This window comes from Lacisediminihabitans sp. FW035, assembly GCF_054880895.1.
The window spans coordinates 3094130-3111838 of the sequence record NZ_CM142187.1 but is presented as its reverse complement, the minus strand read 5'-3'; the positions used below and the strand labels follow the sequence as shown (position 1 = coordinate 3111838).

Below are 17709 nucleotides of genomic sequence, written 5' to 3'. Positions count from 1 at the left end.
GAGATGACCACAGGTTCGGGCAGCGATATCGGGGCGACCACCGAAGGTGCCCTCTGGGGTGCCCGTTTCGCTTCCGGCCCGTCGCCCGAGCTCGCACGGCTCAGCAAGTCGACCCATTTCGATTGGCAACTCGGCGGCTATGACATCCTCGGTTCGCGGGCGCACGCCAAGGCGCTCGCTGCAGCGGGCTACCTCACGGCCGCTGAGCTCACCGCGATGGATGCCGCGCTCGAGACCCTCTGGCGGGCCTGGTCCGACGGCACCTTCGCCGAACGGGAGTCCGACGAAGACGTGCACGGGGCGCTCGAACGCGGGCTGATCGACATCGCCGGAGCCGAGCTCGGCGGCAAACTGCGCGCCGGGCGCAGCCGCAACGACCAGATTGCCACGCTCGTGCGGCTCTACCTGCTCGATCACGGCCGGGCGATCGCGGAACTAGCCACTCACCTCGTCGACGCGATCGCGTCCCAGGCGGAGGCGCATCCGGATGCCGCGATGCCGGGCCGCACGCACCTCCAGCATGCCCAACCTGTGCTGCTCGCCCATCATCTCCTCGCCCACGCGTGGCCGCTCGTGCGTGACCTCGAGCGACTGCGGGACTGGTCGGTGCGGGCATCGTTCTCGCCGTACGGATCCGGTGCGCTCGCCGGCAGTTCCCTCGGCCTCGACGGTCGGCTCGTTGCGACCGAGCTCGGCCTCTCCGGGCCGATGGAGAACTCGATCGATGCGACCGCGAGCCGCGACGTCGTGGCGGAGTTCGCGTTCATCCTCTCCCTTATCGGCATCGATCTCTCCCGGTTCGCGGAGGAGATCATTCTCTGGAACACCCGGGAGTTCGGCTTCGTGACACTGCACGACTCCTATTCGACCGGGTCGTCGATCATGCCGCAGAAGAAGAATCCCGACATCGCGGAGCTCGCCCGGGGCAAGTCCGGGAGGCTGATCGGCAACCTCGCCGGGCTCCTCGCGACCCTCAAAGGCCTGCCGCTCGCTTACAACCGCGACCTCCAGGAAGACAAGGAGCCGGTCTTCGACTCGGTGGAGACGCTCGAAGTGCTGCTCCCGGCGTTCACCGGTATGGTCGCCACCCTCACCTTCCACACCGAGCGGATGGCCGAGCTCGCGCCCCAGGGGTTCTCGCTCGCGACCGACGTCGCCGAATGGCTCGTCACCCAGCGCGTGCCGTTCCGTGAGGCGCACGAGATCAGCGGCGCCCTTGTCAGCTTTTGCGAGCAGCGCGGCCTCGAACTCGACCAGCCGACGGATGCCGACTACTTGTCGATCTCCCCGCACCTCCTTCCCGAGGTGCGAAGTGTGCTGACCGTCGCCGGCTCGATCGGCAGCCGCACCGGCGTCGGTGGCACAGCGCCGGAGCGCGTCGCCGAACAACTCGCCGCGCTCACCCGCCGCGTTCGAACCCTCACGGAGGCCCGAGAATGACCCTCAGCAAAGACAACCGTCCCGAGAAGCCGGAGCAGACCCGCACGCAGAAGATCGTGATGTGGAGCGTCTACGGCGTCGCTGCCGTGCTGCTCGTGATCGCCGCGATCCTCTTCGTCACCAGCGGCGCGAAGCTCTTTTAGCCCCGTCGCGATGTTCGACCGGCAGTTCTTCGACGCGCCATCTGTCGAAGTCGCGCCGCTGCTGCTCGGGGCCGTGCTCAGTCACAGCACCCCAGAGGGCACCGTCGTGGTGCGACTCACCGAGGTGGAGGCCTATCTCGGCGAGGTCGATCCGGGGTCCCACGCGTTCCGTGGTCCGACGAAGCGCAACGCGGTGATGTATGGGGTACCCGGTCACCTGTACACCTACTTCACCTACGGGATGCACGTCTGCGCGAACGTGACCTGCTCGCCACCCGGCACGGCGACCGGGGTTCTGCTGCGGGGAGCCGAAGTGATCGACGGCCTCGACCTCGCTCGCGCCCGCCGCACGACCTCCAAGACGGATGCCGACCTCGCCCGCGGTCCCGCCCGCCTTGTCGTCGCGCTCGGCATCACCCTCGCCGAGGGAGGGGCGGACCTCGCGGAGCCGCCCTTCGAGCTGACGCTTCCGGAGCATCCGCTGCCCTTCTCCACCGGTCCGCGTACGGGTGTGTCCGGCGCCGGCGGGTCCGCGGACTACCCGTGGCGCTTCTGGCTGCCGGGGGAGCGCAGCGTGTCGCCCTACAAGGCTCACGTGCCGAAGAAGCGGGGGTGAGACCCTAGAGCACGATCAGCAGCGCGCAGGCGCCCGCCCAGATCAGGCTCACCAGGGTGCCGATGATGAATCGCTCGCGGATCTCGGGACTGTCGAGCTCCGAGAACCGGCCGAGTCCCTTCACGGCGATGAGGACAGCCACGATTTCGAGATGCCCGAGCACGATGGCGGCGATCAGGGCGAGTCGTTCGAGATACCCGATGATGGTGCCGCCCCGCAACACCTCTGCGCGACGGATCTCCGGTGCGATGCCCTCGCTCACGACTATTCCGCCGTGGGTGCCGTCCACCGTGGGTGCAGATCCTCGACTCGAGAAGCCGAGCACGGCGACGGTGATGGGGCTGCCGCCGACGACGCCGAGGAGCGCGAGCAGTATTCCGGCCACCACCGCGACGGCATCGCTCGGCGCCGGCACTCCCGTGCGGAAGGCGAGCCCCACCAATCCCGCGATCACGGGGATCGCTGCGAGGAGCGCGAGGGACGGCTGTCGAAACCTGATGGCGGTGATGCAGGTCGCGAGGGCCGCAGCGATCACGGCGATGGCCAGAATCCACAGCACCACCTGCACGATCACGATCGGCTCCCTTCGTCTGCTGACACGTCCACGGCAGCGAGCCTACGTTCCAGCGGTGACCTCGCGGCGAAGTCGACGCGGAGTGCCGCGCTCCGTGCGCGTTTGCTTGCGGCCTGGGGTGTGATCCCGAGCAGCTTCGCCGCTTCGGCCTGGCTGTGGCCGGCTGCGAGCAGGTCGCACATCTCCCACCCTTCGGCACTGCGCCGGGCCCGCAACTGCAGCAGCAGGTCCACGAACGCCTCGGCATCGGCGGCGGCGGTCACCGCCGTGCTGCGAAGGGCGAATCGGGTGTCGCGCTTTTTCGCGTCATTCACGGCCTCGCGGGCCGAGACGAAGGCATCGCCTCCGGCCTCCCGGGCGTTCGCGGGTAGCGGGAGGTTCACGCCCCCGACCCCGCACCCCACACTCCATTCGCCGTTCCGGGTGAGGGAGAGTATCGCCGTGAGCGCCGCATCGGAAGTCGCGACGAGCAGCTGGATCTCGTCTCCGGCTGTGCGATCCACCGGCAGCACGAGCCGGTCGCCAAGGGCATTTCCGAGCGCGCGCATCGTGTCGGCCGCGATATCCTGCCGATGCCGGCTGTCGACCTGGTCTGCGGTGATCGCGAACATGGCTCCTCCGATCATCCCTGGGGCATTGATCCCGATGAGTCAACCCTAAATGGTTGATTTTGCAGAATCAACCCCAGGGGCGTGACAAATGCCGACGTACGCCCGGTCGCGGCGGGACCCCGCTGGTATTCTTGCCCGGTGCCAGCATCCGAAGTCCTGTCCACCCAGCACAACGACGATTCGTTCGACTCCGTCTGGGACGAGATTCTCTGGCGTGGCCTCGTGCACGTCTCCACCGATCACGACGAACTGAAGGCACTGCTCTCCGGTGAGCCGATCACCTACTACTGCGGGTTCGACCCGACGGCGGCAAGCCTGCATCTGGGCAACCTGGTGCAGCTACTGCTGATGCGCCGGTTCCAGCTCGCCGGGCACAGACCCCTCGGTCTCGTCGGCGGTTCTACCGGGCTGATCGGCGATCCGAGGCCGACGGCCGAACGCACTCTCAATTCGAAGGAGCAGGTCGCCGAGTTCGTGGGCTACTTGGAGGCGCAGGTGGCCAAGTTCCTGAGCTTCGAGGGCGACAACGCCGCCCGACTGGTCAACAACCTCGACTGGACCGCGCCCCTGAGCGCCATCGACTTCCTCCGGGACGTCGGCAAACACTTCCGGGTCGGCACGATGCTGAAGAAGGATGCGGTGAGCGCGCGTCTCAACAGCGACGCCGGCATCAGCTACACCGAGTTCAGCTACCAGATCCTGCAAGGGATGGATTTCCTCGAGCTCTACCGCAGCTATGGGTGCGTGCTCCAGACCGGGGGGAGTGACCAATGGGGCAATCTCACCAGCGGTACCGACCTCATCCGCAAGGCGGAAGCAGTCTCGGCACATGCGATCGGCACGCCCCTCATCACCAATTCCGACGGCACCAAGTTCGGCAAGAGCGAGGGCAACGCCGTCTGGCTCGACCCGGCGCTCACGAGCCCCTATGCCTTCTACCAGTTCTGGCTCAATACCGACGATTCCGATGTGATCCAGAGACTCAAGATCTTCACCTTCCAAGGGAGGGTGGAAATCGACCGCCTTGCCGCGGCGGTCGCGGCCGAGCCGTTCCGCCGCGAGGCCCAGCGGGCGCTCGCGCTGGAGGTCACGACCCTGGTGCACGGAGCGGATGCCACGCAGGCGGCGATCGCGGCATCCGCTGCCCTCTTCGGCCAGGGCGAACTCGACCGGCTGGATGCTTCGACGCTCGAAGCGGCCCTGCGTGAGCTCCCCAACACCACGACCACCGAGAGCACGCCGGTGGTCCAGCTGCTCTTCGACACAGGGCTCGCCAGCAGTCTCAGCGAATCACGCCGGGCGATCGAGCAGGGTGGGGTCTACCTCAACAACGCCAAGGTCACGGATGCTGCGGTCACGCTCGAGGGCAATGCCCTGCCGGGCGGTATGGCCGTGCTCCGCCGGGGCAAGAAGACCCTCGCCGGCATCTTCATCGAATAGCGTCCGGGTCGACGACGCGCGGCATTCGGTCGACAACCCCGTATTCGCGGGCGACACGCCCGGGCTGCAGATGTGATTTGACCGACCCCCGATAGACACGTAATCTTCTTTCTTGTCACCCCAAAGGTTCGGAAAGCGGAAGAGCTTACCGGCTTCAAGAGGGACACAATCTAAGTCAAACAGCGGTCAATCCCTTGCAGATGACCGTCTTCAGATCTTATGATGAGTAACCCACCTCGTGAGTATGTCGAAGTGATTCGGCGCGCGCTTTTCAAGCCGCACCGGTCGATTTGACAAGCAGCGCGAAGGTGGTAAGTTAGACAAGTTGCCCGGCGCGAGAGCGAGGGTGACAAACACAAGCTTTACAGCAGCCAGACAGTGCCTTTCAGGCGCGTCCAGGCCGCGAAAAGGTATGGCCCTGGGTAGAAGCCGCAAGGTGAAAACCAGGAGCATCCGATCCTTGAGAACTCAACAGCGTGCACAATGTCAAATGCCAAAAACCCGTATGCGGTGTAGCCGGTTTCTAACCGTCGAACCGCATCGGATTCCTTTGGAAAAGATATAAAACAACAAAGCAAGTCAGTCCGGATTTATTCGGTTTGGTTTGTTCTTGTCAGTTTCAAACTTGCAACCTGTCCGCCCATTCCGGTGGCTGGTTGCACTAGATGTGCCGTTCGACTTCGGTCGTTCGTGCAATCAAACATTTACGGAGAGTTTGATCCTGGCTCAGGATGAACGCTGGCGGCGTGCTTAACACATGCAAGTCGAACGATGAAAGGGAGCTTGCTCCCTGGATTAGTGGCGAACGGGTGAGTAACACGTGAGTAACCTGCCCTTGACTCTGGGATAAGCACTGGAAACGGTGTCTAATACCGGATACGAACTTCAGCCGCATGGCTAGGAGTTGGAAAGAATTTCGGTCAAGGATGGACTCGCGGCCTATCAGCTAGTTGGTGAGGTAATGGCCCACCAAGGCGACGACGGGTAGCCGGCCTGAGAGGGTGACCGGCCACACTGGGACTGAGACACGGCCCAGACTCCTACGGGAGGCAGCAGTGGGGAATATTGCACAATGGGCGCAAGCCTGATGCAGCAACGCCGCGTGAGGGACGACGGCCTTCGGGTTGTAAACCTCTTTTAGTAGGGAAGAAGCGAAAGTGACGGTACCTGCAGAAAAAGCACCGGCTAACTACGTGCCAGCAGCCGCGGTAATACGTAGGGTGCAAGCGTTATCCGGAATTATTGGGCGTAAAGAGCTCGTAGGCGGTTTGTCGCGTCTGCTGTGAAAACTGGGGGCTCAACCCCCAGCCTGCAGTGGGTACGGGCAGACTAGAGTGCGGTAGGGGAGATTGGAATTCCTGGTGTAGCGGTGGAATGCGCAGATATCAGGAGGAACACCGATGGCGAAGGCAGATCTCTGGGCCGTAACTGACGCTGAGGAGCGAAAGCATGGGGAGCGAACAGGATTAGATACCCTGGTAGTCCATGCCGTAAACGTTGGGAACTAGATGTAGGGTCCATTCCACGGATTCTGTGTCGCAGCTAACGCATTAAGTTCCCCGCCTGGGGAGTACGGCCGCAAGGCTAAAACTCAAAGGAATTGACGGGGGCCCGCACAAGCGGCGGAGCATGCGGATTAATTCGATGCAACGCGAAGAACCTTACCAAGGCTTGACATATACCGGAAACGGCTGGAAACAGTCGCCCCGCAAGGTCGGTATACAGGTGGTGCATGGTTGTCGTCAGCTCGTGTCGTGAGATGTTGGGTTAAGTCCCGCAACGAGCGCAACCCTCGTTCTATGTTGCCAGCACGTAATGGTGGGAACTCATAGGAGACTGCCGGGGTCAACTCGGAGGAAGGTGGGGATGACGTCAAATCATCATGCCCCTTATGTCTTGGGCTTCACGCATGCTACAATGGCCGGTACAAAGGGCTGCAATACCGCAAGGTGGAGCGAATCCCAAAAAGCCGGTCTCAGTTCGGATTGGGGTCTGCAACTCGACCCCATGAAGTCGGAGTCGCTAGTAATCGCAGATCAGCAACGCTGCGGTGAATACGTTCCCGGGCCTTGTACACACCGCCCGTCAAGTCATGAAAGTCGGTAACACCCGAAGCCAGTGGCCTAACCGCAAGGAAGGAGCTGTCGAAGGTGGGATCGGTAATTAGGACTAAGTCGTAACAAGGTAGCCGTACCGGAAGGTGCGGCTGGATCACCTCCTTTCTAAGGAGCACGTGCTGCTCGCTCTGTATACAGGCGAACAAAGCAGCCAAGCCATTTCGGAGGCATACGTTCTCCGGTGGCGCTCATGGGTGGAACATTGACATTGTGACCAGGACGAAGATCCGTCAAGCCAGTACAACCGCTGTTTACAGCGGTTAGGAAAACTTCGGATCCCACACCCTGGTCTTCTGCACGCTGTTGGGTCCTGAGGGACCGGGCCGGCCTTCCCTTCGGGGTGGCCGGATACCGACCTCTGGACCCACTGGTGACTTCGTCTTCGGACGCGAGTCACCACGGTCTTGGACTTCGATCCCTGGCGAACTACCGGCCCATCATTACTGATGACACGGCAAGCACAGGTAAGACGAAGTACCGCCCGTACTTTGAGAACTACACAGTGGACGCGAGCATCTTAGAGACTGCCCGTCAAAATGGTTGGCGACTTCGGTCGTCTTCCGCCTTGACGGGTTGATCTCTTCAATAAAGATCTAGCAAGCGTTGTTAATTCAACGCATTTGCTGGTTCTTTGTGTAATTTTGTCATCAAGTTTCTAAGTGCAAACGGTGAATGCCTTGGCTTCTGGAGCCGAAGAAGGACGTATAAATCTGCGATAAGCCTCGGGGAGCTGATAATAGAGCTTTGATCCGAGGATCTCCGAATGGGGAAACCCCGCCAGGCGTAGCAATACGACCTGGTGACTTCCGCCTGAATATATAGGGCGGATAGAGGGAACGTGGGGAAGTGAAACATCTCAGTACCCACAGGAAGAGAAAGCAAAAGCGATTCCGTAAGTAGTGGCGAGCGAAACCGGAAGAGGCCAAACCGATCATGTGTGATAGCCGGCAGGCGTTGCATGGTCGGGGTTGCGGGACTTTTTAGCAGTTACTGCCGTACTGCAACAGTTACAACGCGATATAGACGAATGGCATTGAAAGGCCAGTCACAGAGGGTGCCAACCCCGTAGTCGAAATGTCGCAATGGCTGAAGAAGTATCCCAAGTATCACGGGGCCCGAGAAATCCCGTGTGAATCTGTCAGGACCACCTGATAAGCCTAAATACTCCCAGAAGACCGATAGCGGACAAGTACCGTGAGGGAAAGGTGAAAAGTACCCCGGGAGGGGAGTGAAATAGTACCTGAAACCGTTTGCATACAAACCGTTGGAGCCTCCTTAGTAGGGGTGACAGCGTGCCTTTTGAAGAATGAGCCTGCGAGTTAGTGCTCAGTGGCGAGGTTAACCCGAGTGGGGTAGCCGTAGCGAAAGCGAGTCTGAATAGGGCGAAATAGTCGCTGGGTCTAGACCCGAAGCGAAGTGATCTATCCATGGCCAGGTTGAAGCGACGGTAAGACGTCGTGGAGGACCGAACCCACTTCAGTTGAAAATGGAGGGGATGAGCTGTGGATAGGGGTGAAAGGCCAATCAAACTTCGTGATAGCTGGTTCTCTCCGAAATGCATTTAGGTGCAGCGTTGCGTGTTTCTTGCCGGAGGTAGAGCTACTGGATAGCTGATGGGCCCCAAAAGGTTACTGACGTTAGCCAAACTCCGAATGCCGGTAAGTGAGAGCGCAGCAGTGAGACGGTGGGGGATAAGCTTCATCGTCGAGAGGGAAACAACCCAGACTACCAACTAAGGTCCCAAAGCGTGTGCTAAGTGGGAAAGGATGTGGAGTTGCATAGACAACCAGGAGGTTGGCTTAGAAGCAGCCACCCTTGAAAGAGTGCGTAATAGCTCACTGGTCAAGTGATTCCGCGCCGACAATGTAACGGGGCTCAAGCACACCACCGAAGTTGTAGATTTCGTATAGTAGCCCGGCCCACTTGTGGGTCCAGGCGTACGGAGTGGTAGGAGAGCGTCGTGTGGCGAGTGAAGCGGCGGTGTAAACCAGCCGTGGACGCCACACGAGTGAGAATGCAGGCATGAGTAGCGAAAGACGGGTGAGAAACCCGTCCTCCGAAAGAACAAGGGTTCCAGGGCCAGGCTAATCCGCCCTGGGTAAGTCGGGACCTAAGGCGAGGCCGACAGGCGTAGTCGATGGACAACGGGTTGATATTCCCGTACTGACGAAGAACCGCCCAAGATAATCCAGTAATGCTAAGCATCTGAATCCCCTAGATGGATCCCTTCGGGGTGAAGCGTGGGGCCTAGCGTGCGACCCTATGCTGGTGCGTTTAGCGTATTAACAGGTGTGACGCAGGAAGGTAGCTGAGCCGGGCGATGGTTGTCCCGGTCTAAGGATGTAGGGCGAACGATAGGCAAATCCGTCGTTCACATAGCCTGAGACCCGATGGGTAGTCCTCACGGACGAAATCAGTGATCCTATGCTGCCAAGAAAAGCATCGACGCGAGGTTCAAGTCACCCGTACCCCAAACCGACTCAGGTGTTCAGGTAGAGAATACCAAGGAGATCGAGAGAATCGTGGTTAAGGAACTCGGCAAAATGCCCCCGTAACTTCGGGAGAAGGGGGGCCCGCGGTGTGAAAGGACTTGCTCCTGGAGCACCATACGGCCGCAGAGACCAGTGGGAAGCGACTGTTTACTAAAAACACAGGTCCGTGCCAAGTCGCAAGACGATGTATACGGACTGACGCCTGCCCGGTGCTGGAAGGTTAAGAGGAACGGTTAGCCGCAAGGCGAAGCTGAGAATTTAAGCCCCAGTAAACGGCGGTGGTAACTATAACCATCCTAAGGTAGCGAAATTCCTTGTCGGGTAAGTTCCGACCTGCACGAATGGCGTAACGACTTCCCAGCTGTCTCAACCGCGAACTCGGCGAAATTGCACTACGAGTAAAGATGCTCGTTACGCGCAGAAGGACGGAAAGACCCCGTGACCTTTACTACAGCTTGGTATTGGTGTTCGGAGTGGCTTGTGTAGGATAGGTGGGAGACTTTGAAGCTTGGACGCTAGTTCAGGTGGAGTCATTGTTGAAATACCACTCTGGTCACTTTGGATATCTAACTACGAACCGTAATCCGGTTCTGGGACAGTGCCTGGTGGGTAGTTTAACTGGGGCGGTTGCCTCCTAAAAAGTAACGGAGGCGCCCAAAGGTTCCCTCAATCTGGTTGGCAATCAGATGTCGAGTGTAAGTGCACAAGGGAGCTTGACTGTAAGACTGACAAGTCGAGCAGGGACGAAAGTCGGGACTAGTGATCCGGCAGTGGCTTGTGGAAGCGCTGTCGCTCAACGGATAAAAGGTACCTCGGGGATAACAGGCTGATCTTGCCCAAGAGTCCATATCGACGGCATGGTTTGGCACCTCGATGTCGGCTCGTCGCATCCTGGGGCTGGAGTAGGTCCCAAGGGTTGGGCTGTTCGCCCATTAAAGCGGTACGCGAGCTGGGTTTAGAACGTCGTGAGACAGTTCGGTCCCTATCCTCTGCGCGCGCAGGAAATTTGAGAAGATCTATCCCTAGTACGAGAGGACCGGGATGGACGAACCTCTGGTGTGTCAGTTGTTCCGCCAGGAGCACCGCTGATTAGCTACGTTCGGAATGGATAACCGCTGAAAGCATCTAAGCGGGAAGCCAGCTTCAAGATGAGATTTCCATGACTTAGGTCGAGAGGCTCGCAGCTAGACTACTGCGTTGATAGGCGGGATGTGGAAGTGGGGACTAAAGACCCATGGAGCTGACCCGTACTAATAAGCCGATAACTTGATAACACTTTTCTTCCCATCCTGGGCCCGTGAGGGTACCGGTGGGAATGAGATGCTCTGCGTCCACTGAGTGGTTCCCGATGTACGGTCGGGAATCAGCACGCTGTGCTTGCTACTGAGCAAGGCAGCTGGCTAATTCGAAACCTATATCCATAGTGTTTCGGCGGCCATAGCGAGAGGGAAACGCCCGGTCACATTCCGAACCCGGAAGCTAAGACTCTCTGCGCCGATGGTACTGCAAGGGGGACCTTGTGGGAGAGTAGGACACCGCCGGACTTCTTTGTAAGATAGCCACCCACCGCGTTTAATAGACGCGGTTGGGTGGCTATTTTGCTTTAACGAGCGCGTGCTTTAACGAGCGCGTGCTGTACCCATAACTTCACCAGTGACTACAGATCCAGGGGTAATTCGTGTCCGAATTCGGAGATCGCTCCAAGCGCCCGGGCGAACGGCCCGCCGGCTCGCGTCCGGACGCCGGACGCCCGCAGCGGGGAGCTCCCGTCGGTGGTCGACCACCCCGCCCAACGGGCTCACAGGGCGACCGCCCGCAGCGCGGCAGGCCCGACGCCGATCTTTCGAAGAACCCCCGGGAGCGTCGCCCGGGCGCGGGCTACCAGGGCCGCTCCGCACAGGAGATCGAGGACCGCGACCCCTTCGGCACCAAGTCCGTGCGTTCGCGGCATGATGATCCGCTGATCCCCGACGACGTGCAGCCGAAGGACCTCGACCGTGTCGCCCGTGCCCAGCTGAAAACGCTGAGCAAGGAGAACGCGGATGGGGTGGCCCAGCACCTGGCGATGGTCGCCCGCCTAATCGACACCGACCCGACCCTCGCGCACGCCCATGCGGTATCCGCCGCTCGTCGCGCCGGCCGCATCGCCGTCGTACGGGAGACCCTCGCCATCACGGCCTATTCGATCGGAGACTTCGCTCTCGCATTGCGAGAGCTCAGGACCTACCGGCGCATCTCCGGCCGGGACGACCAGCTGCCGCTGATGGTGGACAGCGAGCGCGGGCTCGGACGCCCGGATCGCGCGCTCGAGCTTGGGCGCTCCGTGCCCCGATCGTCCCTGTCGGTGGACGTGCAGGTGATGCTGGCCATAGCCATGTCGGGCGCGCGCCTCGACCTGGGACAGACGGATGCCGCCCTCGACGAGCTGCAGATCCCGCAGCTCGACCCGAACACCGCGTTCTCGTGGAGTCCGGCCCTGTTCGACGCCTACGCCGCCGTGCTCGAGGACCTCGGCCGCACAGACGAGGCGGAGGTCTGGTGGGAGCGTTCCGATCGGGCGACCGACGCAATCGACACCGGTGCCCGCGAGCCGGAAGACGACGTGATCGAGATCGTCGAAGAAGACGCCGACGAAGAAGACGCAGTCGAACAAGACACAGACGAAGAAGACACAGATCAGAACCACACGGGCGCCGACGACGCTCAGAGCGATGAGGTAACCGAGGATGGCGCTGTTCCCGCGGAAGAAGAGCCGCTCGTTGACTGAGCGCACACCGCTCGACGGAGTGGACCTGGTGCTCGCCGACCTCGATGGCGTTGTGTACACGGGCGACTCGGCGATCGATTACGCCGTCGAGAGCCTCAACGCCGCCGGCGAGACCCGGCGCATCGGGTACCTGACCAACAACGCCTCCCGTACCGCAGCATCCGTCGCGGGCCATCTGGCGAGCCTCGGCCTCTCCGCGGTCGAGGACGACGTCGTCACCTCCCCTCAGGCGGCGGTGCGGCTGCTCGCGGAGCTGGTGCCGGCCGGGGCAACTGTTCTCGTCGTCGGCGGGGACGGCCTCACGAGCGTTGTCGAGGCCGCGGGGTTCGTCGTGACGCGCTCCGCGCTCGACAGTCCCGCTGCGGTCATCCAGGGGTTTTCTCCCGATGTCGGCTGGAAAGACCTCGCCGAGGCATCCTTCGCGCTGAACGACGACAGCGACCGCCCCTGGGTGGCGACGAACACCGACTGGACGATCCCGGTCGCCCGTGGAGTCGCGCCCGGCAACGGCACCCTCGTCGGCGCCGTACACAACGCGGTAGGACGCCTGCCGGTCGTCGCGGGCAAGCCCGAGGTGGCGATCTTCGAAGAGGCGGTGCGTCGGTTCGGTGGGGTGAAGCCGCTCTTCATCGGGGACCGGTTGGATACCGATATCCTCGGCGCGAACCGGGCCGGTATGCACTCGGCGCTCGTGCTCACCGGTATCGACCGGCGCAAGCAGGCCCTCGCCGCCCCTGCGAAATCCCGCCCCACCTACCTCCTCGGCGACCTGCGCGAGTTGGCCGAGCCCTACCCGGAGGCGGTGCAGACAACGGATCCTCGGAGCGGCGACACGGTGGTCACAGTCGGCACATCGGCCGTGCGGCTCGCAAAGACTGTCGTGACCGTCGAGCGCGCCGGAGACCGGCCGATCGACCTGCTTCGCGCCGCGACGTCGCTCATCTGGGGATCCGGGCTGCCGATCTACGGCCTCGAAGTCGCGCCCGAGCTGTACACGTGAGGGTAGCGTTGGACTATGGCCGCTGACTTGAACGCCGAGACTCCCGTCGCCTCCGGGGATGACGCTAGTGCGCTCCTGCCTCGCCTCCGCGTGATCGAGGACCAGCCGCTCGAATCCCGGGCGGCGGCGTTCGTGCAGATCCACGACCGGTTGCAGGCCACCCTCGAGGGGTCGATCCGCGACGGCCGTGACGGTGTTCGAGACGCTGTTCGAGAAGGCGGACTCGACTCGTCGAACACCCATGGCTGAGGCGCGACTGGATGCCGCTTTGGCCGAGCGGGGAATCGCCCGTTCCCGCACGCACGCGGCGCGACTGATCACCGACGGATCTGTCACCGTAGACGGTCGAACCGTGATCAAGCCTTCCGCCCGGGTCGGTGACGACCAGGTACTGGCGCTCACGGCCATCGACCACTACGTCAGCCGCGCGGCGCACAAACTCCTCGCCGCCCTCGATGCGTTCGGGGTGACGGTCACCGGGCGCATCGCGCTCGACGTCGGGGCCTCGACCGGCGGTTTCACCCAGGTGCTGCTTGAGCGGGGTGCCGTGTCGGTCGTGGCCCTCGATGTCGGGCACGGCCAGCTCGATCCGTTCATCGGCAACAACCCTGCCGTCACGGTGATCGAGGGCTTCAACGCCCGGGAACTCACCGTTCCGACGCTGGATGCCGCTGCCGGCCATGCCGTTCGGGCCGACATCGTCGTCGCTGACCTCTCGTTCATCTCCCTGACCACGGTGTTGCCCGCCCTGGTGGCCACCGTCGGAACGGCGGCCGACTACATCTTGCTCATCAAGCCGCAGTTCGAAGTGGGCCGGACGGGCGTGAAAGAGGGGATCGTGCACGATCCCGGGTTGCGCGCGGACGCGATCAGCGACGTGCTCTGGGCGGCCTGGGACCTGGGGCTCCCGACGGCAGGTCTCATCTCCTCACCAATCCTCGGTGCGGCGGGAAACCAAGAGTATCTGGTCTGGTTCAGCACGCTCTCGGGCAGCAATCCGACAGAATGGAGAGAGCGGGTTCTCGCCCTCTCCCGACCGTCGGCCACCTGAAGACTCGACGCCCCGAAACCTGGACATCCCGAACAAGCGCAAGGAGAGACAGTGTCCGAACGCTTCATGCTCGTGGTCGCCCACACCGGACGGCAGGACTCGCTCGATGCCGCGGTGACCGTCTCGCGCCAGTTGCTCGCTGCCGGCGTGACTCCGGTGATGAAGGCCGACGAGCATGATGACGTGCTGGCGAACGCCCCCGAACTCGGAGCGATGGCGGTGCTCGGCGAGACCGTCACCGTCGCCGACGTCGAACTGGCGATCGTGCTTGGCGGAGACGGCACGATCCTTCGCGCTGCAGAGTTGACGAGAGGATGCGCGGCACCCCTCCTCGGGGTGAACCTCGGCCACGTCGGCTTCCTCGCCGAGAGTGAGCGCGACAACCTCACCGATACGGTGCGGCGCGCCCTCGACCGGGACTACGAGGTCGAGGAGCGGATGACCCTCGCCGTGCGGGTGAAGGTCGACGCAGAGGTCATCTACGAGACCTGGGCCCTCAACGAGGCCACGGTCGAGAAGGCCAGCCGGGAGCGGATGCTCGAGGTGGTCATCGAGGTCGACGGCCGACCGCTGTCGTCGTTCGGCTGCGATGGAGTGGTGATGTCGACGCCGACGGGATCCACCGCGTACTCGTTCTCCGCGGGGGGACCGATCGTCTGGCCCGAGCTCGAAGCGATGCTGCTCGTGCCCCTCAGCCCCCACGCGCTGTTCGCGCGGCCGCTCGTGGTGGGTCGCGAGTCGGTGTTCGCCGTCGAGGTGCTCGCGCGCACGCAGGGCACCGGGGTGCTGTGGTGCGACGGCCGCCGCACCCACGACCTGCCACCCGGGGCGAGGGTGATCGTTCGTCGCTCGCCGGTACCGGTGCGCCTCGCGCGATTGCATCGCGGGCCGTTCACCGACCGGCTGGTCAACAAGTTCCACCTTCCGACCAGTGGCTGGCGCGGCCCCGGGGAAGGTACCAGCGCGTGATCGAAGAGATCTTCATCCGCGACCTCGGGGTGATCGGTGAGGCGAGGCTCCCTCTCGGTCCCGGGTTCACCGCGATAACGGGCGAGACCGGTGCCGGCAAGACGATGGTGGTCACCGCGCTCGGACTGTTGCTCGGCGATCGCTCCGACAGCTCGGTGCTGCGCCAGGGCAGCGGTGCGGCCGTGGTCGAGGGGCGCTGGCTCGTCGATTCGGATGGTGCCGTCGCCGAGCGTGTCCGTGACGCTGGGGGAGACCTCGACGACGGCGAGTTGATCCTCGCACGGTCGGTCTCGCCGGAGGGACGCAGTCGTGCCACAGTCGGCGGCCGCACGACACCGGTGGGCGTGCTCGCCGAACTCGGCGAGCAGCTTGTGGTGGTGCACGGCCAGTCCGACCAGGTGCGGCTGCGGTCGGCCACTGCTCAGCGCGAGGCGCTCGACCGCTTCGCCGGACCGGCGCTGTCGACTGTTCTCGACGACTACCAGGCGACCTATCGGCGCTGGCAGGCGAACCAGGGTGAACTCGATGTGATCGTGGCGGAACAGGATGCCCGGGAGAACGAGGCCGCCGAGCTGCGCCTGGCGATGACGGAGATCGAGGCGGTCGCACCCCAGCCCGGTGAGGACATCGAGCTCGCCGAGCGGGCAGATCGACTGACCAACCTCGAGGACCTGCGGCTCGCGGCATCCGAGGCCCATGAGCTCGTTTCATCCGAGGATCTGATAGACCCGCGGGATGCGCTCGGGCTGTTGGATTCGGCCCGTCGCCAGCTCGAGCGGGTCGCCGGCCACGACGCGACGCTCTCGCCGATCGTCGAGGCGCTTGCCAGCGCGAGCTACCTCGTCGCGGATGTCTCCTCCCAGCTCTCGAGCTACCTCGGCGATCTGGACGCCGACAGCGCCCGCGAGCTCGAGGTCGTGCAGGACCGGCGTTCGGAACTCGGCGAGATCAGCCGCAAATACGGTCCGACGCTCGATGAGGCGATCGCCTACCTCGACCGCGGAAGCGCGCGCCTTCTCGAACTGGACCAGGACTCCGACCGTATCGACAGGCTTCGCCGGGAGGTGGAGGCCGACCGTGCCGCCGTCGTCGAGCTCGCCGACGAGCTGAGCCGCGTGCGCAGCGAATTCGGACGCCAACTGGGGGAGCGGGTGAGTGAGGAGCTCGCGGCCCTTGCGATGCCGAACGCCCGGCTGACCGTCGAGGTGACCGATCGGCAGGACTTCGGGCTCAGTGGTCGGGATGCCGTCGCGATCCTGCTCGCCCCGCACCCGGGGGCGGAGCCTCGCTCGCTCGCTCGCGGCGCATCCGGGGGAGAGCTCTCCCGGGTGATGCTCGCGATCGAGGTCGTGATCGCCGGCAACGATCCCGTGCCGACCTTCATCTTCGACGAGGTGGATGCCGGTGTCGGCGGCGCATCGGCGATCGAGATCGGCCGTCGCCTTGCGCGGCTCTCGCGGAGCGCCCAGGTGATCGTCGTGACCCATCTCGCCCAAGTCGCCGCCTTCTCCACCAACCACCTTCGCGTCGTCAAGGACAGCGATGGTGCGGTGACCGCATCGAGCGTGCAGCAGCTTAAGGGCGAGGAACGGATCGAGGAGATGGCCCGGTTGCTCTCCGGCCTCAGCGGCTCCGAGACCGGCCTCCAGCACGCGCGCGAGCTCATCGAGACGGCACGCAGCCTCGACGCCGAATCGCCTGAGACCTCGCGCTAGACCTCGAGTTCGACCCGAACGCCGCGCGGGGTGTTCGCGAGGACTCCGGTGCCCTCGAAGGCCGCCTCGAGCTGTTCTCGTGTGTGGCTGAAGTGGGTCCAGTCCTCGGTGTGCAGGCCGACGACCAGTCGCGCGCCGAGCGCCGCCGCTGCCCTCGCGGCATCGGTCGAGTTGAGGGTAAGGTCGGCGTCGATCTCATCTACCCTGGCCGCCCCGGCGAAGAGGATGGCGATGTCGACGGGCGCGAAGCGGTCGGCGATCTGCTGCACGAGCGGAAGCGAGGCGTTGTCGCCGCTCACGTAAATGGTCGGTTCGCCCTCGGACTCGAGGATGAATCCGATGACCGGGCCGACATCCGGTTCTGATCCGGGAGGTCCGTGCAGTGCGGGCATGGCAGTGATGGTCACTGCACCGAAGTCGTGGCTCTCCCAGTTGTCGAGTCCGATCACGCTTCCACCGAACAGGTCGCCGGCAGCCTGGCGCGTGCTCAGCGTCGGGATGCCCTGAGCGATGAGCTCGAGGCCCTCCCAGTCGAGGTTGTCCTTGTGTCCGTGATGCGAGAGCAGGACGAGGTCCACCGTCCCGAGATCTTCGCGAGCGATCGCCGGACCAGTGGTCTTCACCAGGGTCGTCTCCTCCGGATCCTCATAGACCTGGGGGGCGTCGAAGGTGGGATCGGTGACGATCCGCAGGCCGGCATACTCGAGAAGGGCGGTGGGACCGCCGATGAACGTGATTGCTGTCTTGGGCACAGAGCGAGCCTACGCTTGAGAC

The 17709-nt window shown here is 63.1% G+C and carries 13 protein-coding genes and 3 rRNA genes; 13 read left to right on the top strand and 3 right to left on the bottom strand.

All coding sequences use genetic code 11. The features are described 5' to 3' along the window. Positions 1-3 precede the first annotated feature (3 nt). Genes argH through ACVXZ4_RS14875 form a run of 3 tightly spaced genes read left to right on the top strand, consistent with a single transcriptional unit; the run spans position 4 to position 2199 of the window. Positions 4-1440: an argininosuccinate lyase gene (gene argH / locus ACVXZ4_RS14885; RefSeq protein WP_461795593.1), complete on the top strand. Its 1437-nt coding sequence runs from the start codon at positions 4-6 to the stop codon at positions 1438-1440. Beyond that, positions 1437-1583: a hypothetical protein gene (locus tag ACVXZ4_RS14880; protein ID WP_461795592.1), complete on the top strand. Its 147-nt coding sequence runs from the start codon at positions 1437-1439 to the stop codon at positions 1581-1583. Before argH ends, ACVXZ4_RS14880 begins: the two co-directional genes overlap by 4 nt. Before the next feature lie 10 nt (positions 1584-1593). After that, positions 1594-2199: a DNA-3-methyladenine glycosylase gene (locus tag ACVXZ4_RS14875; protein ID WP_461795591.1), complete on the top strand. Its 606-nt coding sequence runs from the start codon at positions 1594-1596 to the stop codon at positions 2197-2199. A gap of 4 nt (positions 2200-2203) precedes the next feature. Here ACVXZ4_RS14875 and ACVXZ4_RS14870 read toward each other — a convergent pair whose 3' ends face one another. Continuing rightward, positions 2204-2773, bottom strand: coding sequence for a hypothetical protein (locus tag ACVXZ4_RS14870; protein WP_461795590.1), 570 nt, complete (start codon positions 2771-2773; stop codon positions 2204-2206). Next, entirely contained in the window at positions 2770-3384 is a 615-nt protein-coding gene (locus ACVXZ4_RS14865; protein ID WP_461795589.1) for a DNA-binding protein, read from the bottom strand. The genes ACVXZ4_RS14870 and ACVXZ4_RS14865 overlap by 4 nt, the downstream gene beginning before the upstream one ends. Before the next feature lie 138 nt (positions 3385-3522). Here ACVXZ4_RS14865 and tyrS point away from each other — a divergent pair, with 138 nt between their 5' ends. The 10 genes from tyrS to recN all read left to right on the top strand — a co-directional run bounded on the left by tyrS (position 3523) and on the right by recN (position 16935). Then, a complete protein-coding gene (gene tyrS / locus ACVXZ4_RS14860; RefSeq protein WP_461795588.1) occupies positions 3523-4824 on the top strand; it encodes a tyrosine--tRNA ligase in 1302 nt (433 codons plus the stop codon). 703 nt (positions 4825-5527) lie between these two features. Beyond that, positions 5528-7046, top strand: a 16S ribosomal RNA gene (locus ACVXZ4_RS14855). 540 nt (positions 7047-7586) lie between these two features. Continuing rightward, a 23S ribosomal RNA gene (locus ACVXZ4_RS14850) occupies positions 7587-10707 on the top strand. Positions 10708-10860: 153 nt separating this feature from the next. After that, positions 10861-10977: ribosomal RNA gene (rrf, locus tag ACVXZ4_RS14845) — 5S ribosomal RNA — on the top strand. The 16S, 23S and 5S rRNA genes sit together here, the layout of an rRNA operon. Positions 10978-11111: 134 nt before the next feature. Then, positions 11112-12200, top strand: coding sequence for a tetratricopeptide repeat protein (locus ACVXZ4_RS14840; protein ID WP_461795587.1), 1089 nt, complete (start codon positions 11112-11114; stop codon positions 12198-12200). Beyond that, complete coding sequence (locus ACVXZ4_RS14835) at positions 12160-13200, top strand: HAD-IIA family hydrolase (RefSeq protein ID WP_461795586.1); 1041 nt, start codon at positions 12160-12162, stop codon at positions 13198-13200. The genes ACVXZ4_RS14840 and ACVXZ4_RS14835 overlap by 41 nt, the downstream gene beginning before the upstream one ends. Positions 13201-13215: 15 nt before the next feature. Beyond that, positions 13216-13449, top strand: a complete 234-nt coding sequence (locus ACVXZ4_RS14830) for a hypothetical protein (protein ID WP_461795585.1) — start codon at positions 13216-13218, stop codon at positions 13447-13449. After that, positions 13442-14251, top strand: coding sequence for a TlyA family RNA methyltransferase (locus ACVXZ4_RS14825; RefSeq protein ID WP_461795584.1), 810 nt, complete (start codon positions 13442-13444; stop codon positions 14249-14251). The genes ACVXZ4_RS14830 and ACVXZ4_RS14825 overlap by 8 nt, the downstream gene beginning before the upstream one ends. A gap of 66 nt (positions 14252-14317) precedes the next feature. Then, positions 14318-15220, top strand: coding sequence for an NAD kinase (locus tag ACVXZ4_RS14820; protein ID WP_461797997.1), 903 nt, complete (start codon positions 14318-14320; stop codon positions 15218-15220). Beyond that, positions 15217-16935 (top strand): DNA repair protein RecN, encoded by a 1719-nt coding sequence (recN, locus tag ACVXZ4_RS14815; protein ID WP_461795583.1) that lies wholly within the window; start codon positions 15217-15219, stop codon positions 16933-16935. The genes ACVXZ4_RS14820 and recN overlap by 4 nt, the downstream gene beginning before the upstream one ends. Here the strand turns inward: recN and ACVXZ4_RS14810 are convergent. After that, positions 16932-17687, bottom strand: coding sequence for an MBL fold metallo-hydrolase (locus ACVXZ4_RS14810; RefSeq protein ID WP_461795582.1), 756 nt, complete (start codon positions 17685-17687; stop codon positions 16932-16934). The genes recN and ACVXZ4_RS14810 overlap by 4 nt on opposite strands. Positions 17688-17709 lie beyond the last annotated feature (22 nt).

Bases quoted from the DNA above. Each gene is read 5' to 3' on its own strand.
- argH (WP_461795593.1), top strand. From the start codon at position 4: ATGACCACAGGTTCGGGCAGCGATATCGGGGCGACCACCGAAGGTGCC.
- ACVXZ4_RS14880 (WP_461795592.1), top strand. From the start codon at position 1,437: ATGACCCTCAGCAAAGACAACCGTCCCGAGAAGCCGGAGCAGACCCGC.
- ACVXZ4_RS14875 (WP_461795591.1), top strand. From the start codon at position 1,594: ATGTTCGACCGGCAGTTCTTCGACGCGCCATCTGTCGAAGTCGCGCCG.
- ACVXZ4_RS14865 (WP_461795589.1), bottom strand. From the start codon at position 3,384: ATGTTCGCGATCACCGCAGACCAGGTCGACAGCCGGCATCGGCAGGAT.
- ACVXZ4_RS14835 (WP_461795586.1), top strand. From the start codon at position 12,160: ATGGCGCTGTTCCCGCGGAAGAAGAGCCGCTCGTTGACTGAGCGCACA.
- ACVXZ4_RS14830 (WP_461795585.1), top strand. From the start codon at position 13,216: ATGGCCGCTGACTTGAACGCCGAGACTCCCGTCGCCTCCGGGGATGAC.
- ACVXZ4_RS14825 (WP_461795584.1), top strand. From the start codon at position 13,442: ATGGCTGAGGCGCGACTGGATGCCGCTTTGGCCGAGCGGGGAATCGCC.
- ACVXZ4_RS14820 (WP_461797997.1), top strand. From the start codon at position 14,318: ATGCTCGTGGTCGCCCACACCGGACGGCAGGACTCGCTCGATGCCGCG.